At 62.3% G+C, this 21,455-nt stretch carries 25 protein-coding genes; 12 read left to right on the top strand and 13 right to left on the bottom strand.

Annotation, left to right across the window (positions count from 1 at the left end; translation table 11 throughout):
- Nucleotides 1-163: 163 nt before the first annotated feature.
- Nucleotides 164-439, bottom strand: coding sequence for a fructose-bisphosphate aldolase (locus tag K3819_RS12000; protein ID WP_085613025.1), 276 nt, complete (start codon nucleotides 437-439; stop codon nucleotides 164-166).
- A gap of 591 nt (nucleotides 440-1,030) precedes the next feature.
- Between K3819_RS12000 and K3819_RS12005 the strand changes: the two genes are divergently transcribed.
- The 6 genes from K3819_RS12005 (at nucleotide 1,031) to K3819_RS12030 (ending at nucleotide 4,528) form a co-directional block, all read left to right on the top strand.
- Nucleotides 1,031-1,456, top strand: a complete 426-nt coding sequence (locus K3819_RS12005; protein ID WP_039770908.1) for a hypothetical protein — start codon at nucleotides 1,031-1,033, stop codon at nucleotides 1,454-1,456.
- Between the two features lie 62 nt (nucleotides 1,457-1,518).
- Nucleotides 1,519-1,932, top strand: a complete 414-nt coding sequence (locus K3819_RS12010) for a hypothetical protein (protein WP_007957072.1) — start codon at nucleotides 1,519-1,521, stop codon at nucleotides 1,930-1,932.
- Nucleotides 1,933-2,133: 201 nt separating this feature from the next.
- Entirely contained in the window at nucleotides 2,134-2,523 is a 390-nt protein-coding gene (locus K3819_RS12015; protein ID WP_221399375.1) for a hypothetical protein, read from the top strand.
- A gap of 15 nt (nucleotides 2,524-2,538) precedes the next feature.
- Complete coding sequence (locus K3819_RS12020) at nucleotides 2,539-2,961, top strand: HD domain-containing protein (protein WP_221399376.1); 423 nt, start codon at nucleotides 2,539-2,541, stop codon at nucleotides 2,959-2,961.
- A gap of 27 nt (nucleotides 2,962-2,988) precedes the next feature.
- A complete protein-coding gene (locus K3819_RS12025; protein ID WP_221399377.1) occupies nucleotides 2,989-4,008 on the top strand; it encodes an AbrB family transcriptional regulator in 1,020 nt (339 codons plus the stop codon).
- 79 nt (nucleotides 4,009-4,087) lie between these two features.
- Nucleotides 4,088-4,528 (top strand): YMGG-like glycine zipper-containing protein, encoded by a 441-nt coding sequence (locus K3819_RS12030; RefSeq protein WP_064595416.1) that lies wholly within the window; start codon nucleotides 4,088-4,090, stop codon nucleotides 4,526-4,528.
- Here the strand turns inward: K3819_RS12030 and K3819_RS12035 are convergent.
- Genes K3819_RS12035 through K3819_RS12045 form a run of 3 tightly spaced genes read right to left on the bottom strand, consistent with a single transcriptional unit; the run spans nucleotide 4,513 to nucleotide 8,171 of the window.
- The gene (locus tag K3819_RS12035; RefSeq protein WP_221399378.1) at nucleotides 4,513-5,538 is read right to left on the bottom strand and encodes a DUF2955 domain-containing protein; all 1,026 of its coding nucleotides are present in this window, start codon (nucleotides 5,536-5,538) and stop codon (nucleotides 4,513-4,515) included. The genes K3819_RS12030 and K3819_RS12035 overlap by 16 nt on opposite strands.
- Nucleotides 5,528-6,625 carry an HlyD family secretion protein gene (locus K3819_RS12040; protein ID WP_221399379.1) on the bottom strand — a complete coding sequence of 366 codons (1,098 nt, stop codon included), beginning with the start codon at nucleotides 6,623-6,625 and terminating at the stop codon, nucleotides 5,528-5,530. Before K3819_RS12040 ends, K3819_RS12035 begins: the two co-directional genes overlap by 11 nt.
- Nucleotides 6,618-8,171, bottom strand: a complete 1,554-nt coding sequence (locus K3819_RS12045) for an efflux transporter outer membrane subunit (protein WP_221399380.1) — start codon at nucleotides 8,169-8,171, stop codon at nucleotides 6,618-6,620. Before K3819_RS12045 ends, K3819_RS12040 begins: the two co-directional genes overlap by 8 nt.
- Nucleotides 8,172-8,302: 131 nt before the next feature.
- On the opposite strand from K3819_RS12045, the gene K3819_RS12050 reads away from it, so the two are divergent.
- Nucleotides 8,303-8,818 carry a transporter suffix domain-containing protein gene (locus tag K3819_RS12050; RefSeq protein WP_221399381.1) on the top strand — a complete coding sequence of 172 codons (516 nt, stop codon included), beginning with the start codon at nucleotides 8,303-8,305 and terminating at the stop codon, nucleotides 8,816-8,818.
- Between the two features lie 26 nt (nucleotides 8,819-8,844).
- Here K3819_RS12050 and K3819_RS12055 read toward each other — a convergent pair whose 3' ends face one another.
- Nucleotides 8,845-9,621 (bottom strand): NAD(P)H-dependent oxidoreductase, encoded by a 777-nt coding sequence (locus K3819_RS12055; RefSeq protein ID WP_085613032.1) that lies wholly within the window; start codon nucleotides 9,619-9,621, stop codon nucleotides 8,845-8,847.
- An 84-nt stretch (nucleotides 9,622-9,705) separates the two neighbouring features.
- Between K3819_RS12055 and K3819_RS12060 the strand changes: the two genes are divergently transcribed.
- The 3 genes from K3819_RS12060 to K3819_RS12070 are packed head-to-tail and all read left to right on the top strand — an operon-like array spanning nucleotide 9,706 to nucleotide 11,632.
- Nucleotides 9,706-10,599 carry a LysR family transcriptional regulator gene (locus K3819_RS12060; protein WP_221399382.1) on the top strand — a complete coding sequence of 298 codons (894 nt, stop codon included), beginning with the start codon at nucleotides 9,706-9,708 and terminating at the stop codon, nucleotides 10,597-10,599.
- 7 nt (nucleotides 10,600-10,606) lie between these two features.
- Nucleotides 10,607-10,804: a hypothetical protein gene (locus K3819_RS12065; RefSeq protein WP_064595429.1), complete on the top strand. Its 198-nt coding sequence runs from the start codon at nucleotides 10,607-10,609 to the stop codon at nucleotides 10,802-10,804.
- Between the two features lie 42 nt (nucleotides 10,805-10,846).
- On the top strand, nucleotides 10,847-11,632 hold the full coding sequence (locus K3819_RS12070; RefSeq protein WP_221399383.1) for a DeoR/GlpR family DNA-binding transcription regulator: 786 nt from the start codon (nucleotides 10,847-10,849) through the stop codon (nucleotides 11,630-11,632).
- 49 nt (nucleotides 11,633-11,681) lie between these two features.
- Here K3819_RS12070 and K3819_RS12075 read toward each other — a convergent pair whose 3' ends face one another.
- The 8 genes from K3819_RS12075 to K3819_RS12110 all read right to left on the bottom strand — a co-directional run bounded on the left by K3819_RS12075 (nucleotide 11,682) and on the right by K3819_RS12110 (nucleotide 19,410).
- The gene (locus K3819_RS12075; protein WP_085613035.1) at nucleotides 11,682-12,965 is read right to left on the bottom strand and encodes an FAD-binding oxidoreductase; all 1,284 of its coding nucleotides are present in this window, start codon (nucleotides 12,963-12,965) and stop codon (nucleotides 11,682-11,684) included.
- 143 nt (nucleotides 12,966-13,108) lie between these two features.
- Nucleotides 13,109-14,473, bottom strand: a complete 1,365-nt coding sequence (locus K3819_RS12080; protein ID WP_085613036.1) for a glutamine synthetase family protein — start codon at nucleotides 14,471-14,473, stop codon at nucleotides 13,109-13,111.
- A 424-nt stretch (nucleotides 14,474-14,897) separates the two neighbouring features.
- On the bottom strand, nucleotides 14,898-16,241 hold the full coding sequence (gene chrA / locus K3819_RS12085; RefSeq protein WP_221399384.1) for a chromate efflux transporter: 1,344 nt from the start codon (nucleotides 16,239-16,241) through the stop codon (nucleotides 14,898-14,900).
- Between the two features lie 71 nt (nucleotides 16,242-16,312).
- Entirely contained in the window at nucleotides 16,313-16,774 is a 462-nt protein-coding gene (moaE, locus tag K3819_RS12090; protein ID WP_085613038.1) for a molybdopterin synthase catalytic subunit MoaE, read from the bottom strand.
- Nucleotides 16,775-16,777: 3 nt separating this feature from the next.
- Nucleotides 16,778-17,029 carry a MoaD/ThiS family protein gene (locus tag K3819_RS12095; RefSeq protein ID WP_221399385.1) on the bottom strand — a complete coding sequence of 84 codons (252 nt, stop codon included), beginning with the start codon at nucleotides 17,027-17,029 and terminating at the stop codon, nucleotides 16,778-16,780.
- Nucleotides 17,026-17,511, bottom strand: coding sequence for a cyclic pyranopterin monophosphate synthase MoaC (gene moaC / locus K3819_RS12100; RefSeq protein WP_221399386.1), 486 nt, complete (start codon nucleotides 17,509-17,511; stop codon nucleotides 17,026-17,028). Before moaC ends, K3819_RS12095 begins: the two co-directional genes overlap by 4 nt.
- On the bottom strand, nucleotides 17,508-18,350 hold the full coding sequence (gene fdhD / locus K3819_RS12105; RefSeq protein ID WP_085613040.1) for a formate dehydrogenase accessory sulfurtransferase FdhD: 843 nt from the start codon (nucleotides 18,348-18,350) through the stop codon (nucleotides 17,508-17,510). The genes moaC and fdhD overlap by 4 nt, the downstream gene beginning before the upstream one ends.
- Nucleotides 18,351-18,510: 160 nt before the next feature.
- Nucleotides 18,511-19,410 carry a LysR family transcriptional regulator gene (locus K3819_RS12110; RefSeq protein WP_007957027.1) on the bottom strand — a complete coding sequence of 300 codons (900 nt, stop codon included), beginning with the start codon at nucleotides 19,408-19,410 and terminating at the stop codon, nucleotides 18,511-18,513.
- A 298-nt stretch (nucleotides 19,411-19,708) separates the two neighbouring features.
- On the opposite strand from K3819_RS12110, the gene moaB reads away from it, so the two are divergent.
- Nucleotides 19,709-20,248 (top strand): molybdenum cofactor biosynthesis protein B, encoded by a 540-nt coding sequence (gene moaB / locus K3819_RS12115; protein WP_039770868.1) that lies wholly within the window; start codon nucleotides 19,709-19,711, stop codon nucleotides 20,246-20,248.
- Nucleotides 20,245-21,450, top strand: coding sequence for a gephyrin-like molybdotransferase Glp (glp, locus tag K3819_RS12120; RefSeq protein ID WP_221399387.1), 1,206 nt, complete (start codon nucleotides 20,245-20,247; stop codon nucleotides 21,448-21,450). The genes moaB and glp overlap by 4 nt, the downstream gene beginning before the upstream one ends.
- The last annotated feature ends 5 nt before the right edge of the window (nucleotides 21,451-21,455 follow it).

The following is a 21,455-nucleotide window of genomic DNA, read 5'->3' on the forward strand; positions in this document are numbered from 1 at the left end:
CACCTGTAATAAATGACAGGTTTTAATAACTTTCACTAATTGTGATTATTCCGATTGGTGCTTGTCCTTTCTTTTCAAGCGCCATGTACTTGGCAAGGCTTAAAACGGGCATAAAAGTTGAAAAGTTTAATTGTGTAAGTCCTTCAGCTTCCAGGCAAGAACATCAAAATCCTCGTTGCTCTATAACCCGAAACACGTCACTCACGTCCTGAATCAAGATTCTGGCGATGGTGCTGACGGTGTTGATGTCATGCTCGGCGTGGTCGGGGAGATGTATGCAGGCCATCAGATCCAAGTATTTCAGAACAGCATCGAGCCGTTCCCTAAGGCAGGCGTGAAGATCGCTCAGTGTGGTGTCGGCGTCGATGAGCAGGACAGGGTGGTCGGTAGCGGGATGGGACATCTTCGCGTGGCGGTGGAGCGGTGTTTTGATCGTCATATGGAAAGGTCTCTTGGTAAAGATGAGCCACCTTTCTGCTGCGAAACAAAGTGGGTGGCAGATGTGTGCGGGTTCGCAGACCGAGGAAGAGACCAAACCCGGCAGACCCGTAAGTCTCCCGCACACAACTGCCGTAAAACGTAATGCCGGCGAATTTTGCCAGAATTGTAGTTTGACGGTGTTAGTCAATTTTCCTTAGGGCTGCGAAACCCTATCGCCAAATTCGTTCAGCGACAGACCCACTCTAGGCACCGATTCCCACCGTCGCAATCAGCCTGTAGGACGTGAAATCACCACGTCTGGCCAGAGAGTTCGCTCCCGTTCGGCGGCGCAACCGGCGTAAATCAGGGGCTGCGGCGTGTCAGGGAAAAAACACTTGCCGGGTTTGGAACCGCTTCGCAGCCCCGCAAGAACAAGCTCCCTCACCACACGGAGTAATTTCCTACGCCGTTTTCAGATCAAAAAATCCCTCACACATTCCAACCCCGGAACTTTCCCCAAAACCGATGTCAATTTGATGGCGTGTCGCGACGCTCATTCATCGGCTCAAGCAGTGCCAGGCTGGTTCCTGGTCAACCAAGGAAGTGTGTGATGAGACTATTACTCGCAATGTTGTTGATGTTCAGCGGCTACAGCTTTGCCAGTTGCGGCAACATTGATGACCACGATCAGCGCGCCTATTGCAATGCAAGGGAGAGCGGCAGCAGTTGCGGCAACATCGACAATCACGATCTGCGGGCGGCTTGTAACGCGGAGCAGGGCGGCAGTTCCTGCGGCAACATCGACGACCACGACCAGCGTGCCTACTGCAATGCCAAAAAGAGCGGCAGCAGCTGCGGCAACATCGATGATCATGACCTGCGTGCGCGGTGCAACGCGGAGCAGGGGGGCAGTTCCTGCGGCAACATCGATGACCACGACCAGCGTGCCTACTGCAATGCCACAACGGGCGGCAGTAGTTGCGGGAACATCGACAACCATGATTTGCGTACGCGGTGTGAGGCCATGAAGCGCTGATCTGGTTTTGATTGCTTTACCCAGTGCCAGGCTGTTTCCCGGCAAGCTCAAGGAAGTGTGAGATGAAACTGATTCTTGCGATGTTGTTGCTGTTCAGCGGTTACGTTTCCGCCAGTTGTGCCAGCATCACTGACCCAGACAAACGCAATTATTGCCAGGCCATGGAGGAAGGTAGCAGTTGTTATTCCATCGACAATTACGATTTGCGCACGGCCTGCCAAGCGGAGAAGGGTGGTTCATGCGCGGGTATCCAGGATCGTGACCAGCGCGCCTATTGCGACGCCAAGAAAGGCAGTAGTTGTGCCTCGATCGATAATTACGATCTTCGCACCGCTTGCGAAGGGGAGAAAGGCGGTTCATGCGCGAGTATCCAGGATCGTGACAAACGCTCCTTCTGTGAAGCGAAGCAGGGCAGCAGCTGTGCGAGCATCGGCGACGGGGATCTGCGCAACCAGTGTGAAGCCATGAAACGCTGATCCATCAACCTGAATCCAAACGCAAAAAGGGACACCCAGCGGTGTCCCTTTTTTGTGGGCGACTGAAACAAAATCCCCGGACTACCCATTCAAACTTTTCACTTGCCACGTCCCGGCTCATCGCCAAAGGTTCCCCCCATCAGCACCACGTCGTAGACTGCGAAACAAGTTGTAACGCCTCTCCCACGGACGGAACCGCGCATGATTCAAATCGGCAGCCGCAACAACGCCCCCACGCCGCAGCACAAAACCCAGGACATCTACATCTTCAGCATCGACCTGTCTCGCCCGGCGACGCCGTTCTGCTTCGAGCAGTCGATTGGCGGCGGGCATGTCGAGCAGGGCGGTGCGCGGTGGCTGGCGCTGCATGAGCTGGATGGTTGGCCCGGTGAATGGCGTGAGCATTTGAAGAAGGCCGGATGTGCCTGGGTAGCCGAGTTGCTGGACGCGCGTTCGGGGGAGAGTCAGGCTGATCTGGTCTCGCTGATCCTTCAGCGGTACGCCGAGCCGGCGCAGCCAGCCGGACGTTTGCAGGCGATTGGGCGCTGGTTCAAGCGTCACTTCTATATTGGCGGCCGGTACGGCGTCTGACCCGAGGAAAAGCCCATGACTCAGACACTGGAACGCGCCATCGCCATTGCCGCCACGGCCCACGAGGGGCAGGTGGACAAGGGGGGGGCGCCGTATATTTTGCATCCGCTGAAGGTCATGTTGCGCATGAGCAGCCTGGAAGAGCGCATCGTCGCGGTGCTGCACGATGTGGTCGAGGACTGCGGCATCAGCCTGGAGGATTTGCGCAAGGAAGGCTTCAGCGAAGCGGTTTTGTCCGCCATCGAATCGGTGACCAAAGTGCCCGGTGAATCCTACGAGGACTTTGTCGAGCGCGCCGCGCAGAACCCGATCGGGCGGGTGGTGAAACTGGCGGATCTGGAAGAGAACAGCGACCTGTCGCGGATTGCCTCGCCGAGTTGGGAGGATCTGGAGCGGATCGAAAAGTATCGGCGGGCGATTGGACGGTTGCGCGCCTGACTCACTTGAATAGCCAGGAAGGCGACCATGAAATCCATTCTGTGTTTGTTGATTGCTGCCGGCTTCGGCGCACTGTTGCAGTTCGAAGGCGTGCCCCACGGTTTGCTGTTGGGCTCGATTCTCGTGACGGCACTGGTCGTCACCAAATTCAAATTCGCGCCAGCGACGCCCTATGGCTTGGGCTACATTCAGGTCACGCTGGGTATCGCCACCGGGTTGATGTTCGAAGCGTGGGACAGTGCGACGGTATCGACGATGTTGCCGAGCCTCGGCGTGTTGCTGCTGTGCCTGGCAGTGCAAGTGGCGTTGGCCGCCTGGTGGCTGTCGCGCGGTGCGGGGTGGAATCGAACGGATGCCTTGCTGGCGGTGTATCCGGGGGCGCTGGCGGCGGTGTTCGATTTGCTGGAATCGCATCAGGCGTCGAGCAAGGTGATCATCGTGCACTTGATGCGGCTGCTGCTGATCACGGTGCTGGTGAGTTTGCTGATTCCCGGAACTGCATCGGTTGCCGTGACCGAAGTTGATCCCCTGTCCACGGGCATGGCGCTGACCGTGCTGTCGGTGATCGGCTTGAGCGTGGTGGTTGGGCGATTGTTGCTGGCCGTTGGCGTGCCGGCGCCGTTCATGTTGACGGCAATCATCATCACCGCCGTGTTCGTGAAATCAGGATGGCTGCAGGGCTTCCACATGCCGGACTGGAGTTTGAATCTGGCGGCGCTGATTCTCGGTGTGCGGATTGGTTCGCGATTCCAAGGGCTTGGCCTCGCGGAGCTGGGACGTCACGGCCGCACGGCGCTGGTATCGGTCGGTTTGATGATTCTGGTGGCGGCGGTTTTTGCATTGGCGGCCGCGCGGTTGCTGGGCAGCGATGCTTTGTCGCTGTGGCTCGCGTACATGCCAGGAGCAATCGAAACCATCGCAATCGTGGCGTTCGCCGGCGGGCTGAATGTGGTGTTTATCCTCACTCACCATCTGGCGCGAATGGTGGTACTGCACTTCGCGCCGGCGTTGCTTGTGCAGGTTCGGCGGGTGCGGGAAGACGTTTGAACACGGGCTTTGCGCCCCGTGAACTACACTCCCAGATTACCCCGCCCCCCAGGCAAACCCCGCCGCGTCGGAGGTCATCATGTTCCGCTTCTCACTCTTCATCGCAGCGTGCCTGTGCGCCACACAGGCCAGTGCTGAATCCGTCGTCCCGCTCAAGGGTCAGACTTCCCAGCAAACCCAGATCGACATCAACGATTGCCATTCCATTGCGTCCACTTCAACTACGTCGACACCGCAAGCCGGTGGTCGGCTGAAGGGCGCCGCAGTGGGTGCCGCTGCCGGCGCTACTGCCGCTGAAGTGCGCGGGCGTCAGCACGACGAGTTCTATGAAGCCGTGGACGATGACCGCAAGCAGGATTACCGCCAGAACCGCGCCAAAGAGACGGCTGCCGCCGGTGCGGTGGTCGGCGGTGCGCGGCAGCGGCAGGATCGGCGCGAGCAGCGGCGGACCGATGCTTCAGCCAGTTCAAGCGCCTACACCGGTTGCCTGCAAGGGCGGGGTTATCAGGTCACGCCCTGACGGCTTTCCCGATGCGCGACGAGCAGGTGCATCATCACGCCGCTGTAGAGCGTCACCAGAATGAACAACCCCATGCGCACCGCGAAGGCGGTGTAGACGTCCTTGCCCGCCGCGCTGTCCTCAACGGACTGACCGAGCAGGATGATCATGGTGATCAGGGTGTTGAGCCAGAACCCCGGGGTGAGTTGCGTCGGGTGCAGCCGATAGAGTTTGCGCGCCAGAAACAGCCCGAACAGCAGCATCCAAAGAAAGAACATCCACAAGTGCACGAACAGGCTCAACGCGCACCAGAACAGCACCGCCAGCAGTCCGCCGAGCAAGGTTGAGCCGAGCAGTTCGCGCCCGGCATGGTGGGTGCGAGTCGTGGTGCTCTGCTGGCCGAGGCTGACGGCTTTGAGGATGATCGGCAGGTAGCTGGCCGGGTCGATCAGCACCAGCAGGAAGGTCGGCAGCACGATCAATGTTGCGCGCATCGCTACGCGAGGCACGTCTTCGGCGGGCAGGGCGGGAGCGGGTGGTGGCGCGGGGCTGTTGGCCGGTTCCGGGAACAGGATGTGGCTCAGGCCGACGATGACGACGGCCAGCAACAAGCCTTTGACCAGCGCGCTGATCACCGCCATCGCCAGTTCGAATGAGGCAAAACCGGCGGCGGAGATCATGGTCATGCCGATCACCAGAAACGTCATGATCAGCACGTTGCCGCCGCGCAAGCCGTAGGTGAACACCAGAAACAGTCCGACACCGATCAGCAGCACGCCGCACACCGGGTAATAACGCAGCAACGGCACCAGCAACAGCCCGAGGCTGGTGGTGAATGCGGCGACCAATGTCAGCACCAGCGCCATTTTGACTGGCAACGGTCGAGGCATGCTGGCCAGCAGCAACACCGCGAGCACCGGCGACAAAAACGACAGCGGCAAGGCGAGGCCGTAACTGGCGGCGGTGCACAACGCCGTGCCGCAGGCCAGGCGCAAGGCACGTTGCGCCGGAACGCTGCGTTCAGTAGGCATACGATAGCCAGCTCATCAACCAGACAAACATCCGCCCGAGTGGATTGAGCAGATTGCCCTCGCTCGGAAACGCCATGACTTCCGCCTGCCCGCCGGCGCGAATCGAACGGCTCTCGAACAGGCGCTTTTTCGCCTCTTCGCTGAACTCGATGATCACCGGAAAACGCTGGGCCGGACGCAGCCAGTCGCGGCTGTTCTGGATTGTCGGCAGGGTGCCGGGCGGCGGCGTCTGGCCGACGCTGACGCCATAACCGACGCTGCGCACCCGGCCATCGAGCACTTCGCCGGGCAGGGCGTCGAGGATGATCGATACTGGCGTGCCGGGCTTGATTCGGCCGAGATTGTTTTCGGTGAGGTCGGCGCTGACCCACACGTCCTGGATCGTGATCAGCGTCATCACCGGGCTGCCGGCAGCGGCGAACTGGCCGACATCGGTACGCAGGTCGGTGATCAGGCCCGCCGAACGCGCACGAATGCGGGTGTTGGCCAGATCCAGTTCGGCCTTGGCCAGCGTGGCGGCGGCGCTGAGCAGTTTGGCGTTGGTGTCGGTGTTGCCGCCTTCCTGCTCCTGGGCGCGCAGTACTTCGGCCCGAGCGGCGGCGACCTGGCTGACAGCGGCCTCGTGATTGGCCCGGGACACTTCCAGCAGCCGAACCGAAACCGTGCCCGGATCTTCTTTGTACAAGCCTTCCAGCCGTCGATTGTCCTGGCGCGTTTTGAGTTCATTGGCTTGCGCGGCCCGCAACGACGCCTGTGCCGAAGCGATGCCCGCGGTGCTGGCGCCGACCGTGCGCCGGGTGTTTTCCAGATCGGCGCGGGCCCGGTCGACAGCAATTTGCAGCGGCTGCGGATCGAGTTCGAAAAGGATGTCGCCGGCCTGCACGTCCTGATTGTTGCGCACGTTGACCTTGATCACCCGGCCCGCGACTTCCGCCGCCACCGGGATCACGAACGCGCCGACCCGCGCTTGCTGGGTGTAGGGCGTAAAACGGTCGGCCAGCAGATACCAGACCAGGCTCAGCACAATCACCAGCAGCACCCGGCGGATGCCTTTTTTCGCCGGATCCGGCGGCGCTTCATCACTCATGGCGGTCTACCTGCGAGGGAATCGGATAGGTCGGTTGCGGCGGCGGGGCGCTCAGCAGATCGCCCCAGTCGGTGCGTTGCTGCATCTGCTGCCGGGTCGCTGAATCAATCTGCGGCCCGGCGCTTTGCCAGCCGCCGCCCACGGCGCGGTACAGGGAGATCAGGTTGCTCACGGCGTTGCTGCGGCTGACCAGATAGTTGTCCTGTAGCTCCAGCAACGCGCGCTGGGCGTCGAGCACCCGTTGAAAGTCCGAATAGCCTTCGCGATATTGGGTATTGGCCAGCACCAGCGAACGCCGCGCCGCGCCTTCGGCCTCGCCGAGAATGCGTTCGCGCTCCAGCGCTTTGGTCAGGCCGCTGGCGGCGTCGTCGGCCTCGCGGGCAGCCTGGCGGACCTTGTCGCGATAGGCTTCGATCAGTTGCTGCAAGCGCGCATCCTGCACGCGAATGTTGTTGTGAATACGACCGTAATCGAACAGGTTCCAGCGCAGGCTCGGGCCGCCGATCAGATCGAGGCTGCGCGGGGTGGCGCCGAGGGTGTCGCTGGACCAGACGATGCTGCCGAGCAGGGTCAGCGAGGGATACAGATCGGTCTCGGCCACGCCGACCAGCGCCGATTGCGCGGCAACGTTCAGCTCTGCCGCGCGGACATCGGGACGGCGCAGCAGCAGGTTGGCCGGGACATCCTGCAACACGGCGCGATCCACCAGCGGAATCAGCCCCGGTTGCTCCGCCAGAAACGCCGCGCCACCGGGCGGCTGGCCGACCAGCACCGCCAGCGCATTGCGGGTGCGCAGCAACTGGTCTTCGAAAGCCGGAATGCTGCTCAGGGTGCCGAGGTATTGGGTTCTGGCCTGTTGCAGGTCGAGTTCGGCGGTCTGGCCGCTGCGAAAGAGTTTTTCGGTGATCTCGAAATTGCGTTTTTGCTGGGCGGCATTTTCCCGTGCGACCCGCAGCCGGGCTTCGGTGGTGCGCAGGGCAAAGTAGGTATCGGCCACTTGAGCGCGCAGCAGCACGAGGGCGTCTTCGTAGTTGGCCTGGGCGGCGAAGTAGCTGGCGTCGGCGGATTCGATGGCACGGCTGAAGCGCCCCCAGAAATCCAGTTCCCAACCGACATCGAATGCGGCGCTGTGCTGCCAGAAGTGCAAGTCCTGCGGGTTGTTGCCGCCGGACTGACGGCGGTCGATGTACAGGCTGTCGGCGCTGGCCTGTTGCAGCTGCGGGTAGCGACCGCTGTCGGCGATGCCCAGTTGCGCGCGGGCTTCGAGGACCCGCAGGCCGGCGATTTTCAGGCTGCTGTTGCGGGCTTCGGCGTCGCTGATCAAACGGTCGAGGATCGGATCGGCAAACACCTGCCACCACTGGCGCAGATCCGGCACGGTGCCGCGTTCGCTGGCCTGCTCGAGCGCCGGACTTTGCCACTGCTTGCTCCAGTCCTGCGCCGGTGGCTGGAAATCCGGGCCCAGCCGCAGGCAGCCGCCAAGGCTCAGCGCACCGAGCAACAGCAGGTGGCCGGGACGGATCAGCAGGGCTGGCGTTGCAGGCATACCGGGAGGCCCCAGCGGGAAATGTCACTGGAGCATAGACCGCAGATTGCGGGTTGTTCGAAGCAATCAGCTGCTACGCTTTTTCAGGCGAACGCCACCGAACCCCGCCCCGGATAAAAAGGTAGGAAGCCATGGACACTGCTCAAGAACCGCTTGCCCCCTCCAGCGCCAGTTGGCGTTTCAAGGTCGGCGTGGCAATCATCTGCCTGATGCTCGGTTCGTGGCTGATGGTGCCGATTGCCGCCGCCCTCGACGTGCCGGGCTCGAAAGTCGCGGCGCTGACCGGGGTGCTGTTCATCAGCAATAAAGTGCTGTTGCTGCTGGTGATCGCGGTCATGGGCAAGGCCGGGTTCGCCGAACTCAAGCGCACGATCGGCCACTACATTTCCGGCGTGATTCCGACCCCGGTGGCCGAAGTCAGCCCGATGCGCCACAAGATCGGCGTGGTGATGTTCTGCCTGCCGCTGCTGTCGTCCTTCCTGGAACCGTATTTCGATAACTTCTTTCCGGGTGTGCGGCCCAACCTCTGGCAGATGCAGGCGCTGGGCGACTTGATGTTCGTCGGCAGCTTTTTCGTGCTGGGCGGCAATTTCTGGGACAAGGTGCATGCGTTGTTCGTGCGCAAGGCGCGGGTGGTGGTGGAATGAAAACAGGGGGCATAAGCCCCCCTGTGTCATTTGAGGTGGGCGGCGAAGCCCTCGCTGCCTGGCGCAATGTCGTCCTTTAAGGTCAGCGACGGAATCTCGTAATCACCGCCATTTTGCTGCCGATACGCGATCGGCCGCGTGCTCCACAGTTCATCGAGCCGCGTGCCCAGCGCCTCACAGGTCTGGGCAAACCGGGCTTCATCCATCCGGCTGGTGCGGTACACCACGAAGGGCGGCATCACGTCAAAGCCAGGGTAGTAGAGGATTCCGTGCTGGATGGGGAACAGCACGTCGTCGATCGGGCCGTTGATCCCGCGCGGGCTGTAGTGTGATTCCCAGCCTCCGGTGGTGACCATCAGCATGGCCCGCTTGCCTTTCAGGTGGCCTTCACCGTAGCGGTCGCCCCAGCGAGCATCGGAATGCTCGCCCACGCCGTAGGCAAATCCGTAGGCATACACGCGCTCGACCCAGCCCTTGAGAATCGCCGGCATGGAGAACCACCACAGCGGGAATTGCAGGATCAGTGCGTCGGCCCATTGCAGTTTTTCCTGCTCGCGGGCGATGTCGGCGGCTTGTCGGCCCTGCTCGAAAGCAAGTTTCGAATCGAGGGAGGCATGAAACGGCCGGGTCGTGTCGCGACCGGGACTGTCGTCGGCGTCGAGGGTGGTTTTCCAGTTCATCGCATAGAGGTCGGAGACCTGCACGGTATGGCCGGCGGCTTGCAGGCGCTGGACGGTGAAGTCTTTGAGCGAGCCGTTGAGTGAGGTCGCTTCGGGATGGGCATAGACCAGAAGTACATTCATGTTGAAGCTCCGTTGCTGTGTGACAGCAGGATCGACGTTTGCCGGGTATATTGGAAATGAATGTCTGATATGTCTGGTATAGCCATGAATAATTTGAGACGGCTGGATATCAACCTGCTGCTGACCCTCGATGTGTTGCTCGCGGAGCACAACGTCACCCGTGCCGCCCAGCGGCTGAACCTGTCGCAGCCGTCGGTAAGCGTGCATCTGGCCAAGTTGCGGGACATCTTCGGCGATCCGCTGTTGCTGCCCGGCCCACGAGGCATGCGTCCGACGGCGCGGGCGGATGAGCTGCGCGAGCCGTTGCGGGACGCACTGGAGGCGCTGGAACGAGCGGTGGCGCCGGCCAGGCCGTTCGACCCGGCGCAAGCGACGAATACCTGGAAAATCGCGGCAACGGACTACGGCGGGTCGACCATTGTCCTGCCGGGCCTGAACGGTTTGCGCAGGCAGGCACCGGGCACACGGCTGGCGGTGATCGACCTGATGCCCAGAGAAATGGTCAAGCAGGCGGAGCAGGGGGTGTTCGATCTGGCATTGCACATCACCGAAGACGCGCCACTGGAGTTGTATCAGCGCCGGCTGTTCACCGAGCGTTATGTGTTGGCCGGACGAGTCGGGCATCCGGGCCTGAACGCCAGACCGACTCGCGAACAGTTCTGCGCGCTGGAACACGTCATGGTGTCGCGCGAGGGCGGGGGCTTTTTCGGGGTGACGGACAAGGCGCTGGCCGAAGTGGGCCTGTCGAGAAAAGCCGTGCTGTCGGTGCCGCACTTTCTGTTGGTGATGTCGGTGCTCGCCAGCACTGATCTGGTGGCGATGCTGCCGTCACGCCTGGTGCGTGACAACCCTGCACTGCAAGTGGTCACTGCGCCGCTGGAGGTGCCGGGCTACGAGATGGCGATGTTCTGGGGCGAACGATCCCATCGTGATCCAGCGCACAGATGGTTGCGCGAACACCTGGCGGCGTCGGTGTGAATCAAGCGTGGCCGAGGGCAATGGCAAACGACACGACGACCATGCAGGCGAAAGCGAAATTGAGGTTCATGGGGGTGTTCATCCTGGTCCTTTTGAAAGTGGGGCCATTCTGCCGGGGGCCGGTCAAAAGAAAAAATTCGGCTTTGTGATTCCAATGATCGAAGCCATTGATACCGGCGTTGTGTTTGCCGGTTTGCTTGGCTAAGCTCGCGAAAACCTGCAATTAAAAGCACAAACAGGCAAAACCATGCACGATCATTCCGCTTCCGAGCTTCCCTCCCTGCGCCGGCAGAAAATCCTTCTGATCCTCGAACGTGACGGCAAGGTCATGGCGTCCGAGTTGAGCCAGCACTTTGCGGTGTCTGAAGACACTATCCGCCGCGATCTCGCCGAGCTGGACAACGCCGGACTGGTGCAGCGAGTGCACGGCGGCGCGCTGCCGCGGCCGAAGGACACCGGCAAGGATTACTTCACCCGGCTGGACGAAATCGACGAGGTGAAAATCCGCTTGGCGCAGTTGGCGGCGCAGCAGGTACAAAACGGGCAGACGGTGATGTTCGACTCCGGTTCCACCTCGTTACAAGTGGCGCGCTCGTTGCCCAGGGATATCAGCCTCACGGCGGTCACGGCGTCGCCGATGACGGCGATCGCGTTGTCAGAATATCCGGGCATCAAGGTGATTCTGGCGGGTGGGCAGCTCAATCCGAAAACCATGTCGGCTGGCGGTCACGAGGCGTTGCGTCTGCTGTCGGGGATCAAGGCGGATCTGGCGATCACCGGGGTCTGCGCGATTCATCCGGAGGTGGGCATCACCTCGCTGCATTTCGACGAAGTGCCGGTCAAGCAGGCGCTGCTCGACTGCGCGGCGCGGGTGATTGCCGTGACCACGGCGGACAAGCTCGGCGCGGTGGAGCCGTTTGTGGTCGCGCCTTGCGAGCGCTTGCACACGCTGATCACCGAGCGGCATGTGGCGTCGGGGAGTGTCGAGGATTATCGGCGGTTGGGGATTGAGGTGGAGCAGTTGCGTGACTGAGGTTTTGCGGCAAAAAGAGGCCCCATCACTGGCGATGGGGCCCGCTCGATCAGCGCAGTTTTTCCAGCATCTGGTAGTACCACATGCCCGCCGCCAGCATCGGATTCCCCAGCAGATCGCCCATCGGCACGCGAATGTGCGAGCACGCGGCAAACGTGTCGAACTGCTGCATCTGCCCGGTGATCGCCCGGCTCATGATCTCGCCCATGATGTGGGTCGTGGCAATGCCGTGGCCGGAGTAGCCCTGGCAATACCAGACGTTGTCCGAGAGCTTGCCCAGTTGCGGGATGCGGTTGATGACGATGCCCATCGCGCAGCTCCACTGGTAGTCGATCTTCACCCCTTTGAGCGCCGGGAAGGTCTGTTCGATGCACGGCCGCAGTTCGCCGGCGATGTCCCGTGAGTCCTTGCCGCTGTAGTTGGCGCCGCCGCCGAACAGCAGGCGCCCGTCGGCGGTGAGGCGGTAGTAGTCGAGCACGAAGCGGCAGTCGTAGACGGCGAGGTCTTCAGGGTTGATCTGTTTGGCCAGATCGCCCAATGGTTCGGTGGTGACGATGCCGCCCATGGCCGGGAAAATCTTGCCCTTGAGCTGGCCCGGTTCGAGTTTGTGGTAAACGTCGCCGGCCAGCAGCACCTGATTGGCGTCGATCCGGCCGTGGGCGGTGCGCACGGCAGGGCTGTCGCCGTGAATGATCTCCAGCACTTCGCTGTTTTCGAAGATCAGCGCGCCGAGGCTTTGCGCCGCTCGCGCCTCGCCGATGCACAGGTTGAGCGGGTGCAGGTGCATGTTGCGGGTGTTCTTGATGGCGCCGTGGTAGAGATCGCTTTGCAGCAGATCACGGACCTGGCTGCGGTCGAGCAGACTGACCTCATCGCCCATGCCTCGGCGCACGGCTTCGTCGTAGTCGCTGCGCAAACCGGCCATATGGCTTGGCTTGTATGCCGCATGCAAATGGCCGTGCTTGAGGTCGCAATCGATCGCGTATTTCTCGACCCGTTGCTTGATGATTTCGTGCCCACGCCAGCGCAGGTGCCAGATGAAATCGTCGACCTCATCGCCCAATGTGTTGCGCATCTGTTTGCGCATCGCGCCGTCGCCGGACAGGCTGCCCGTGACCTGCCCGCCATTGCGCCCGGTGGCGCCCCAGCCGATCTTGTGGCTTTCGACGATGGCGACTTTCAGGCCTTTTTCGGCCAGTTCCACGGCCGTGGCAACGCCGGTGAAACCGCCGCCGATGATCACCACATCGACCTTGTGCCGGCCTTGCAGGGTCGGGTAGTCGGTGTCGCGGTTGAGGGTCGCGGTGTAGTAGGAATTGCTGCGTTCAGTCATTTCAGTGTCCAGATTCGGGAGTCGGTGCACGGACCCTGTGGGAGCGGGCTTGCTCGAGAAAGCGATGTGTCAGTCACCTGAAGTGTTGGATGTGACGACGCCTTCGCGGGCAAGCCCGCTCCCACAGGGGAAGTTGTGAAAGATCAGGCCTCTGTGAGGTACCAGCGCCAGTCCTGCTCACCCACTTCGGCCATGAACTGCCGGTATTCCGCACGTTTCACTGCCAGATACACCCCGAGAAATTCCTGCCCCAGCGCATCCCGCGCCCACACCGAATTTTCCAGCGCCGTAAGCGAGGTCAGCCAGTCGGTCGGCAGCAATTCTTTCGCCTGCGCGTAACCGTTGCCTTCCACCGGTTCACCCGGATCGATGTCTTCTTTTATCCCGCGATGAATGCCCGCCAGGATCGCCGCCGCTGCCAGATACGGGTTGGCATCGGCGCCGCAGATGCGGTGTTCGATGTGCCGGGTGTTGGCCGGGCCGCCGGGCACGCGCAGGCTGACTGTGCGATTGTCGACGCCCCAGGTCGGTGCCAGCGGTGCGTAGCTGTTGGCCTGGAAACGGCGGTAGGAGTTGGCGTTCGGGCAGAACAGCAGCAGCGAATCGAGCAGGGAGGCGAGCATCCCGCCAATCGCCGTGCGCAGCAGCGGGGTGCCGGCCGGGTCTTCGGAGGCAAACAGATTGCGCCCCTCGGCATCGGCGAGACTGACGTGCATGTGCATGCCGGTGCCGGCCAGGTGATCGAACGGCTTGGCCATGAACGTCGCCTGCATCCCGTGCTTGTGCGCCACGGCTTTGACCAGCCGTTTGTAGCGCACGGCCTGGTCCATCGCCTCCAGCGCATCGCCGTGTTCGAGGGTGATTTCCACCTGGCCCGGCGCGTATTCCGAGATAGCCGTGCGCGCCGGAATGCCGTGCAGTTTGCAGGCGCTGTAGAGGTCGGCAAGGAACGGTTCGATCTGCTCCAGCTCACGCAAACCGTAGACCTGCGTGTGTCGCGGTCGCCCACCGTCGGCATCCAGCGCCGGTTGCGGACGGCCGTTGTGATCGCGTTTGGCGTCGAGCAGATAGAACTCCAGCTCGCAGGCCATGACCGGGTGGTAACCCTCGGCTTTCAAGCGGTCGATGACCTTGATCAACAGGTGGCGCGGGTCGGCGATGCTCGCTGGCATGCCTTGTTCCGGGTGCATGCTGACCTGCACCGCCGCAGTCGGAATCTGCCGCCACGGCAGGCGCACCAGACTGCCTTGCAGCGGGTAGGCGCGGCAGTCGATGTCGCCGACGTCCCACACCAGGCCTGAGTTCTCCACGTCTTCGCCATGCACGGTCAGGCCAAGGATGGTACTTGGCAGCGGCCGGCCGCTTTCGTATACGGCGAGCAGTTCTTCGCGGTGCAACAGCTTGCCGCGCGGCACGCCGTTGGCGTCGAGGATGAACAGCTCGATCATGTCGATGTCGGGGTTCTGCTCGAGAAAGTGACGGGCGTCTTCAATGGCTGCGAATTTCATAATCAATCACTCACGGTGGCGCCGCACAGGCGCGCAGATTCGGGCCGGACGCAGCTCGGCAAAAGGCGCGGGCGTCCTGGCAGGGATATCGAAAAAAGAGGGGGAGCTGTCGCGGTTTTTACCGGCGCGATCAGACAGGCAGGCAGATATCCGGCGGGCGTGCGGAGTGACGCAGCTTGGAACGGCTCAGGGCCATGGGGAGATTGACGATGCGATTCATGCGCGGCCCCTGTGAAGGAGGGCGCACGGTGCAGAGACGTTCAACGATTCTGATTGTTGGAGTGACGTGCTCATAACGCGTGTTTCCGTTGGCGGAAAACGTCGGCGGCGGGAGTGTCCCGCCAGGCCGGTGTGGCTGGATAGTAAGGGGGAATCCCCGGATAAGTAAACGCCTGTTTCCGCAGGCGTTGGCGTGCACCCCGGTTCAGCGCAGCAGGTAAAACCCCAGCCCGACGAGGGCGCAAACGATCAACACCTCGATCACCCCGCGCTTGAAAAAGAACAGGGCGACGGCGGCAGCCAGGGCCAGCAGGATCGAGAAAATGTCCGGTTGCCCGGCGAATCCATTGGGCCAGAACACATGCCAGGCAAAGAAACACGCCAGATTGAGGATCACCCCGACCACCGCCGCTGTGATCGCGGTCAGCGGCGCGGTGAACTTCAGTTCATTGTGCGTCGACTCCACCAACGGCCCGCCGGCGAGGATGAACAGGAACGAGGGCAGAAAAGTGAACCAGGTCACCAGCGTCGCGGCCAAGGCTCCGGCGGCGAACGCGTGTTCCGGGCCGAACGTCGGTTGCACGTAAGCGCCGACGAACCCGACAAACGCCACGACCATGATCAGCGGTCCCGGCGTGGTTTCGCCCAGGGCCAGGCCGTCGATCATCTGCGTTGGCGTCAGCCAGCCGTAATGCCCGACCGCGCCCTGATACACGTAGGGCAGCACGGCGTAGGCGCCGCCGAACGTCAGCAGCGCCGCTTTGGTGAAGAACCAGCCCATCTGCGTGAAGGTGCCGTCCCAGCCGAACAACGAGGTCAGCAACGCCATGGGCAGACACCATAGCAACGCACCGATCAGCGCCAGACGCAGCAGCCTTGGCAACTTGAACTGCGCATGTTCGGGCGGCGGTGTGTCGTCATCGATCAGCGCCGGGCCGAAGGATTTTTCGCCGCCGCGATGGCCGCCGTTGCTGAACCGCTGCGGCGCCCAGCGTCCGCCGAAATAACCGATCAATGCCGCGCCGAGCACGATCAGCGGGAACGGCACGTTGAAGGCAAAAATCGCCACGAACGCCGCTCCGGCGATCGCCCAGAGCCAGCTGTTCTTCAAGGCTCGGGAGCCGATGCGATGGGCCGCGTGCAGCACAATCGCGGTCACCGCCGGTTTGATCCCGTAAAACACCCCGGCCACCGCCGGCACGTCGCCAAGCGCAATATAAATCCAGGAAAGAGCGATCAGGATCAGCAACGAGGGCATCACAAACAGCGCTCCGGCCAATATGCCGCCACGGGTTCGGTGCAGCAGCCAGCCGATGTAAGTCGCCAGTTGCTGGGCCTCCGGGCCGGGCAGCAACATGCAGTAGTTGAGCGCATGCAGGAAGCGCCGTTCGGAAATCCAGCGCCGACGCTCCACCAGTTCCTGATGCATGATCGCGATCTGCCCGGCGGGGCCGCCGAAGCCGATGCAGCCAAGTTTCAGCCAGAAGGGCCAGGCCTGGCGCAGGCTGACGGGTTGAGGGCGGGGCAAGTCCTTTGGCGTTTGGCTCAAGTGCGGCTCCACGTTCGAATCGGCGAGAGTCGCTATCTAATCAGGCTTTTGTCGCATTCGACAGTACCCGGTTAGGCATGCGCCAGACTCCAGCGAAACGCCGCATCCTGATCACTCTCCCGCGGCTCAACCCAATGCGAACCCTCCGGCGTGGTCTCACGTTTCCAGAACGGTGCACGCGTCTTCAGCACATCCATGATGAACGCACAGGCCTCGAACGCCGCATGCCGATGCTTGCTGCTGACGCCAACGAACACGATCGGTTCGGTCACCGACAGCGCGCCGACCCGATGCACAATCTCCACCGTCAGCAACGGCCAGCGCTCCCGGGCCTGTTCGGCGATCTGCTCCAGAGCCTTCTCGGTCATGCCCGGATAATGCTCCAGAAATAGCTCGGTCACCGACTGCCCGACGTTCAGATCCCGTACATAACCAATGAAATTCACCACCGCGCCCACCCGTGGATTGCGCGCATGCAGATCGGCAATCAACTGACCGGCATCGAAGCCTTTACGCTGGACTCGAACACCCATGTTTCAACCCCCCGTGACCGGCGGGAAAAACGCAATCTCGTCGAAATCCTCGATTGCCTGATCCGGCTGACACAGTTCCTGATTCACCGCGCACATCAGGTTGCCGGCGCCGAGCACTTCACGCCAGACATCGCCGCGCTGCATCAGCATCTGCCGCACGTCCTCGACACAGGTAAGGGTGTCGCTGGCCGGAATCTTTTCACCGCCCAGATTGAGCCGGTCACGGTAGCTGGCGAAGTAGTTGATCAGAATCATTGCGGGTTCTCCCATTGAAAGTGGCCGGAGCGGCCGCCCTGTTTGCTGAGCAGGCGGATGTCGCCGATGACCATCGCCCGGTCCACCGCTTTGCACATGTCATAGATCGTCAAAGCGGCGACGCTGGCGGCGGTCAGGGCCTCGAGTTCGACGCCGGTCTGGCCGGTGAGGCGGCAGGTGCTGGTGATCTGTACGCGGTCCGGTTCGCAGGCTTTGAGCTCGACGTGGATCGAGCTGAGCAGCAGCGCATGACACAGCGGAATCAATTCGTGGGTACGCTTGGCCGCCTGGATCCCGGCGATCCGCGCCACGGCGAACACATCGCCCTTGGGATGGCCGTTGGACTGGATCATTTGCAGGGTTTCCGGGCGCATCTGCACCCAGGCCTGGGCGGTGGCTTCGCGGCGGGTGGCGGCTTTGTCGCTGACGTCGACCATGTTGGCGCGGCCCTGATCGTCGAGGTGGGTGAGGGCGTTACTCATGCGGTGGGCTCCTGGATCGGGCTGTAGATTCGCGGGGCGTTGCGGTGCGGGACGTGGATCAGGTTCAAGCGGTGTTTGAGCGCCCAGCGCACGGTCAGCGCAGTCGGGGCGGACAGGCTCACGAGGGTGCCGAGGCGGGCGCGCACGGCTTTGTGGATCAGTTCGAGGCTGCAACGGCTGGTGACCACGACGAAGCCCTGACGCGCATCGAGACCTTCGAATTGCAGGGCGCCGATCAGCTTGTCGAGGGCGTTGTGGCGGCCGATGTCTTCGCGGCACAGCAGCGCTTCGCCGTCGGCGTCGAAGTACAGCGCCGCGTGCAGGGCACCGCTGCTGCGGGCCAGTTGCTGGGCCTGCTCGATGCGCTGGCGGATGCCGTTGAAATGCGCGGCGGGTGGCAACGGTGTCGGGGTCAGGATCTCCAGTTGCGGCAGCGCCTGCTCAAGGGCTTCCACGCCGCAGAGGCCGCAACCGCTGGTGCCCGCCATCTGCCGGCGATGATCCTTCAGGGCCCAGAACGCGCGGCTGGAAATCTGCACGTCGGCCTGGCAGGCCTGGTCGAAATGAGTCAGGCGGATGTCGTGGATATCGTCGAGGCGGTCGACGATGGCATTGCTCAGGCTGAAGCCGCGAATGAAGTCTTCGATGTTGCCCGGCGAGACCATCATCACCGCCTGATTCAGGCCGTTGTAGCTGATGGCCAGGGCGATTTCCGCCGCCAGCGCCGCGTGGGACAACGGCGCGTCGTCGAGGTATTCGCGGTAGGCCACTTGCGCCGGTTGTGGCGCGGGGGCGTTGGCGTCGCCCGGTTCGATGAGTTGTTCAACTTGGCACAGCATCTTGAAAAGTCCCCGAAGCGCTGAAGTGGGTTCAGGCTACGGGGCAGGGAAAAGTGCGTCCAATCGCTTGTTCCGATGCAGTGATTGGATTGGTCGATCACTGCTGGCGAACCTGAAGACGCTGCACCGAAGTGCAACGTTTCAGGCAACTTGGGGAGGGTTAAACGGCAGGCGCCTCGATCCCGAACATCTTGCGCGCCTCGGCAAAACACTTCTCGGCAATCGCCGAGCGCGGTTCGGTCTTGCGCATCACCAACCCCAGCGGCGCGAGCACGCTGGCATCCGGCAGGTTAATGAAAGCCAGGTGCTCGATCGGCTCTTCCAGCCCGCTGTCCAGCGGCATGATCGAGCAGCAGAAGCCCTGGTGAATCGCCTGCAGCAGTTGATAGGTCGAGTCGCTTTCCATGATTGGCTGCGGATTCAACCCGCGACTGCGGAAGCTCAGGTCGATGGATTTGCGGTAGTGCATGCCGGTGGTGATCATCCCCAGCGGCAGTTCGGCGGCGTCTTCCCAGCTCATTTCCGGGCCTTCGAAATGGAAGTGGCGGGTGTCGTAGAGCAGGCCTACGCGTGTTTCGCCGATCTCGAAGAACTCGAAATAGTTCGGGTTGACGTGGTCCAGATAACACACGCCCAGGTCCAGTTGATTGTTGCCCAGGCCCTCGATGATCTCGTCCGAACTCAGCGACGACAGGCTGTATTTCAGCTCCGGATAAGTCCCGGACAAACCCTGGATGTAATTGACCGGATTGAAGTTGCTCAGCGGCACCAGCCCCAGCCGCAGGCTACCCACCAGTTGCCCCCGGCAGGCAGCGGCTTCGGCAAACAACCCGTCGTGGGCCGCCAGCAGCGTGCGGGCCCAGGCCAGTACGCGCTCGCCGGCCTGGGTGAAACCTTCGAAGCGCTGGCCGCGATTGACCAGCACCAGATCCAGCTCGTCCTCCAGATTGCGCAGGCGCATCGACAGGGTCGGCTGGGTGATGTGGCAGCGCGCGGCGGCCTGGCCGAAGTGGCGGGTTTCGTCCAGCGCGATCAGGAACTTGAGTTGTTTGATGTCCACGACGGCACCTGCTCGATAAGGAATTTTGGTTGAGTATTGACGCAGATGCGTACAGCGCACGGAAAGCGCAGGGAACGACGATCCCACTGATGGTTTTTTTCGTCCAATCGGCAGTGTTTAAGAGCCTATCGAGGGTTTCGATGACCCCCGGTTTCATTGGGCCGGACAGTGGTCGAGGGGCTGAAAAAAAACACCGATAGAGCAGGTCGATAGTGTGGTTGGCCAGAGTGATTAGACAGTCCTCACAGGCGGCACTTAGGCTCGTCATCCATTGAATTGACGACGGCCGGAGAGTGCCATGAGTGTGAAATCGGATGCCTTGTTCGTTCCCCTGAATATTGCCGTGCTGACGGTCAGCGATACCCGCGATTACGCCAGCGACACCTCCGGCCAGTTGCTGGTCAGCCGCCTGCTGGAGGCCGGCCACACCTTGAGCGAACGCAACCTGCTCAAGGACGACCTGTACAAGATCCGCGCCCAGGTCGCGCAGTGGATCGCCGACGACGGCATTCAAGTGGTGCTGATCACCGGCGGCACCGGGTTCACCGGGCGTGACAGCACACCGGAAGCCGTGGCTTGCCTGCTGGACAAGCAGATCGACGGTTTTGGCGAGCTGTTCCGCGCCATCTCGATTCTCGACATCGGCACCTCGACCGTGCAAAGCCGCGCGCTGGCGGGGCTGTCCAACGGCACGCTGGTGTGCTGCCTGCCGGGTTCCACCGGCGCTTGCCGCACCGCGTGGGAAGGCATCCTCGCCGAACAACTGGATAACCGTCATCGCCCGTGCAATTTCGTTCCGCACCTCAAGCCGGTGCAAGCCTGCGGGCCGCGCGGATGAGCAAGCCGGAATTGATGCCGGTCGAGGACGCCCTCGACCAACTGCTGGCGATGGCCGATGAACAACGTCTGCCGGACAGCGAATCGGTGGCGCTCAATGACGCGCGCGGGCGCGTGCTGGCCAGCGATCTGGTCGCCACCCTCGACTTGCCGCCGTGGCCGAACAGCGCCATGGACGGTTATGCCTTGAACCTCGCCGACCTGCATCGCCAGCCGTTGAGCGTGTCACAGCGGGTCTACGCCGGGATGGCGCCGGACGCCTTGCTATCCGGCACCTGCGCACGGATTTTCACCGGTGCGCCGTTGCCCATGGGCGCCAATTGCGTGGAGATGCAGGAAAACGTCGAAGTGCTGGAGGACGGTCGCGTACGTTTCCTGCAACCGCTGAAGGTCGGCCAGAACATCCGTCCCCAGGGCCAGGAAAACCGCGTCGGCGACACCTTGCTGCGCGCCGGCAAACGCCTCGGCCCGTTCGAGTTGGCCGTCGCCGCAGGGCAGGGCATGACCCATTTGCCGGTGGTGCGTCGTCCGCGCGTGGCGTTGCTGTCGACCGGGGATGAACTGGTGGAACCGGGCCAGCCCTTGCGTCCCGGTAGCATCTACAACAGCAACCGCACCTTGCTCGACCACTGGTTGCGTGAACTGGGTTGCGAAGTGATCGACGCCGGGATTCTGCCCGATCGTCCGGCGCAGACGCGGCTCAAACTCGAGCAACTGCAAGTGGCAGCCGATCTGATTCTGACCACCGGCGGCGTATCTGCCGGTGATGCCGATTGCCTCGGCCAGGTGCTGCGCAACAACGGCAAACCGCTGCTGTGGAAACTCGCGATCAAACCCGGCAAACCGCTGACGGTCGGCCATTTCGGCACAGTGCCGGTGATCGGTCTGCCCGGCAATCCGACCTCGGCGCTGGTGACCTTCGGTCTGCTGGCGCGCCCGTATCTGCTGCGCATTCAAGGCGTGGAAGAGGTGATGCCGCTGAGCTTCACGGTCAACGCCGGTTTCGACTGGCCGAAACCCGGCAGCCGTCGCGAATACCTGCGGGTGCGTCTGGAGGGCGGGCAGGCGGCGCTGTATCCGAACCAGAGTTCCGGGGTGCTGCTCGGCGCGACCTGGGCCGACGGATTGGTGGAAATTCCCGAGAACAGCACCTTGCAGCTCGGTGATCCGCTGCGTTTCATTCCGTTCGGCGAGCTGTTCTGAGCGCG

The organism is Pseudomonas sp. 3-2 (assembly GCF_019710535.1).
GTDB lineage: Bacteria > Pseudomonadota > Gammaproteobacteria > Pseudomonadales > Pseudomonadaceae > Aquipseudomonas > Aquipseudomonas pharyngis.

Excerpts from the sequence above, each read along its gene's own strand:
- K3819_RS12000 (WP_085613025.1), bottom strand. The coding sequence starts at position 439 with ATGACGATCAAAACACCGCTCCACCGCCACGCGAAGATGTCCCATCCC.
- K3819_RS12005 (WP_039770908.1), top strand. The coding sequence starts at position 1,031 with ATGAGACTATTACTCGCAATGTTGTTGATGTTCAGCGGCTACAGCTTT.
- K3819_RS12010 (WP_007957072.1), top strand. The coding sequence starts at position 1,519 with ATGAAACTGATTCTTGCGATGTTGTTGCTGTTCAGCGGTTACGTTTCC.
- K3819_RS12015 (WP_221399375.1), top strand. The coding sequence starts at position 2,134 with ATGATTCAAATCGGCAGCCGCAACAACGCCCCCACGCCGCAGCACAAA.
- K3819_RS12020 (WP_221399376.1), top strand. The coding sequence starts at position 2,539 with ATGACTCAGACACTGGAACGCGCCATCGCCATTGCCGCCACGGCCCAC.
- K3819_RS12025 (WP_221399377.1), top strand. The coding sequence starts at position 2,989 with ATGAAATCCATTCTGTGTTTGTTGATTGCTGCCGGCTTCGGCGCACTG.
- K3819_RS12030 (WP_064595416.1), top strand. The coding sequence starts at position 4,088 with ATGTTCCGCTTCTCACTCTTCATCGCAGCGTGCCTGTGCGCCACACAG.
- K3819_RS12035 (WP_221399378.1), bottom strand. The coding sequence starts at position 5,538 with ATGCCTACTGAACGCAGCGTTCCGGCGCAACGTGCCTTGCGCCTGGCC.
- K3819_RS12040 (WP_221399379.1), bottom strand. The coding sequence starts at position 6,625 with ATGAGTGATGAAGCGCCGCCGGATCCGGCGAAAAAAGGCATCCGCCGG.
- K3819_RS12045 (WP_221399380.1), bottom strand. The coding sequence starts at position 8,171 with ATGCCTGCAACGCCAGCCCTGCTGATCCGTCCCGGCCACCTGCTGTTG.
- K3819_RS12050 (WP_221399381.1), top strand. The coding sequence starts at position 8,303 with ATGGACACTGCTCAAGAACCGCTTGCCCCCTCCAGCGCCAGTTGGCGT.
- K3819_RS12055 (WP_085613032.1), bottom strand. The coding sequence starts at position 9,621 with ATGAATGTACTTCTGGTCTATGCCCATCCCGAAGCGACCTCACTCAAC.
- K3819_RS12060 (WP_221399382.1), top strand. The coding sequence starts at position 9,706 with ATGAATAATTTGAGACGGCTGGATATCAACCTGCTGCTGACCCTCGAT.
- K3819_RS12070 (WP_221399383.1), top strand. The coding sequence starts at position 10,847 with ATGCACGATCATTCCGCTTCCGAGCTTCCCTCCCTGCGCCGGCAGAAA.
- K3819_RS12075 (WP_085613035.1), bottom strand. The coding sequence starts at position 12,965 with ATGACTGAACGCAGCAATTCCTACTACACCGCGACCCTCAACCGCGAC.
- K3819_RS12080 (WP_085613036.1), bottom strand. The coding sequence starts at position 14,473 with ATGAAATTCGCAGCCATTGAAGACGCCCGTCACTTTCTCGAGCAGAAC.
- moaE (WP_085613038.1), bottom strand. The coding sequence starts at position 16,774 with ATGGGTGTTCGAGTCCAGCGTAAAGGCTTCGATGCCGGTCAGTTGATT.
- K3819_RS12095 (WP_221399385.1), bottom strand. The coding sequence starts at position 17,029 with ATGATTCTGATCAACTACTTCGCCAGCTACCGTGACCGGCTCAATCTG.
- moaC (WP_221399386.1), bottom strand. The coding sequence starts at position 17,511 with ATGAGTAACGCCCTCACCCACCTCGACGATCAGGGCCGCGCCAACATG.
- fdhD (WP_085613040.1), bottom strand. The coding sequence starts at position 18,350 with ATGCTGTGCCAAGTTGAACAACTCATCGAACCGGGCGACGCCAACGCC.
- moaB (WP_039770868.1), top strand. The coding sequence starts at position 19,709 with ATGAGTGTGAAATCGGATGCCTTGTTCGTTCCCCTGAATATTGCCGTG.
- glp (WP_221399387.1), top strand. The coding sequence starts at position 20,245 with ATGAGCAAGCCGGAATTGATGCCGGTCGAGGACGCCCTCGACCAACTG.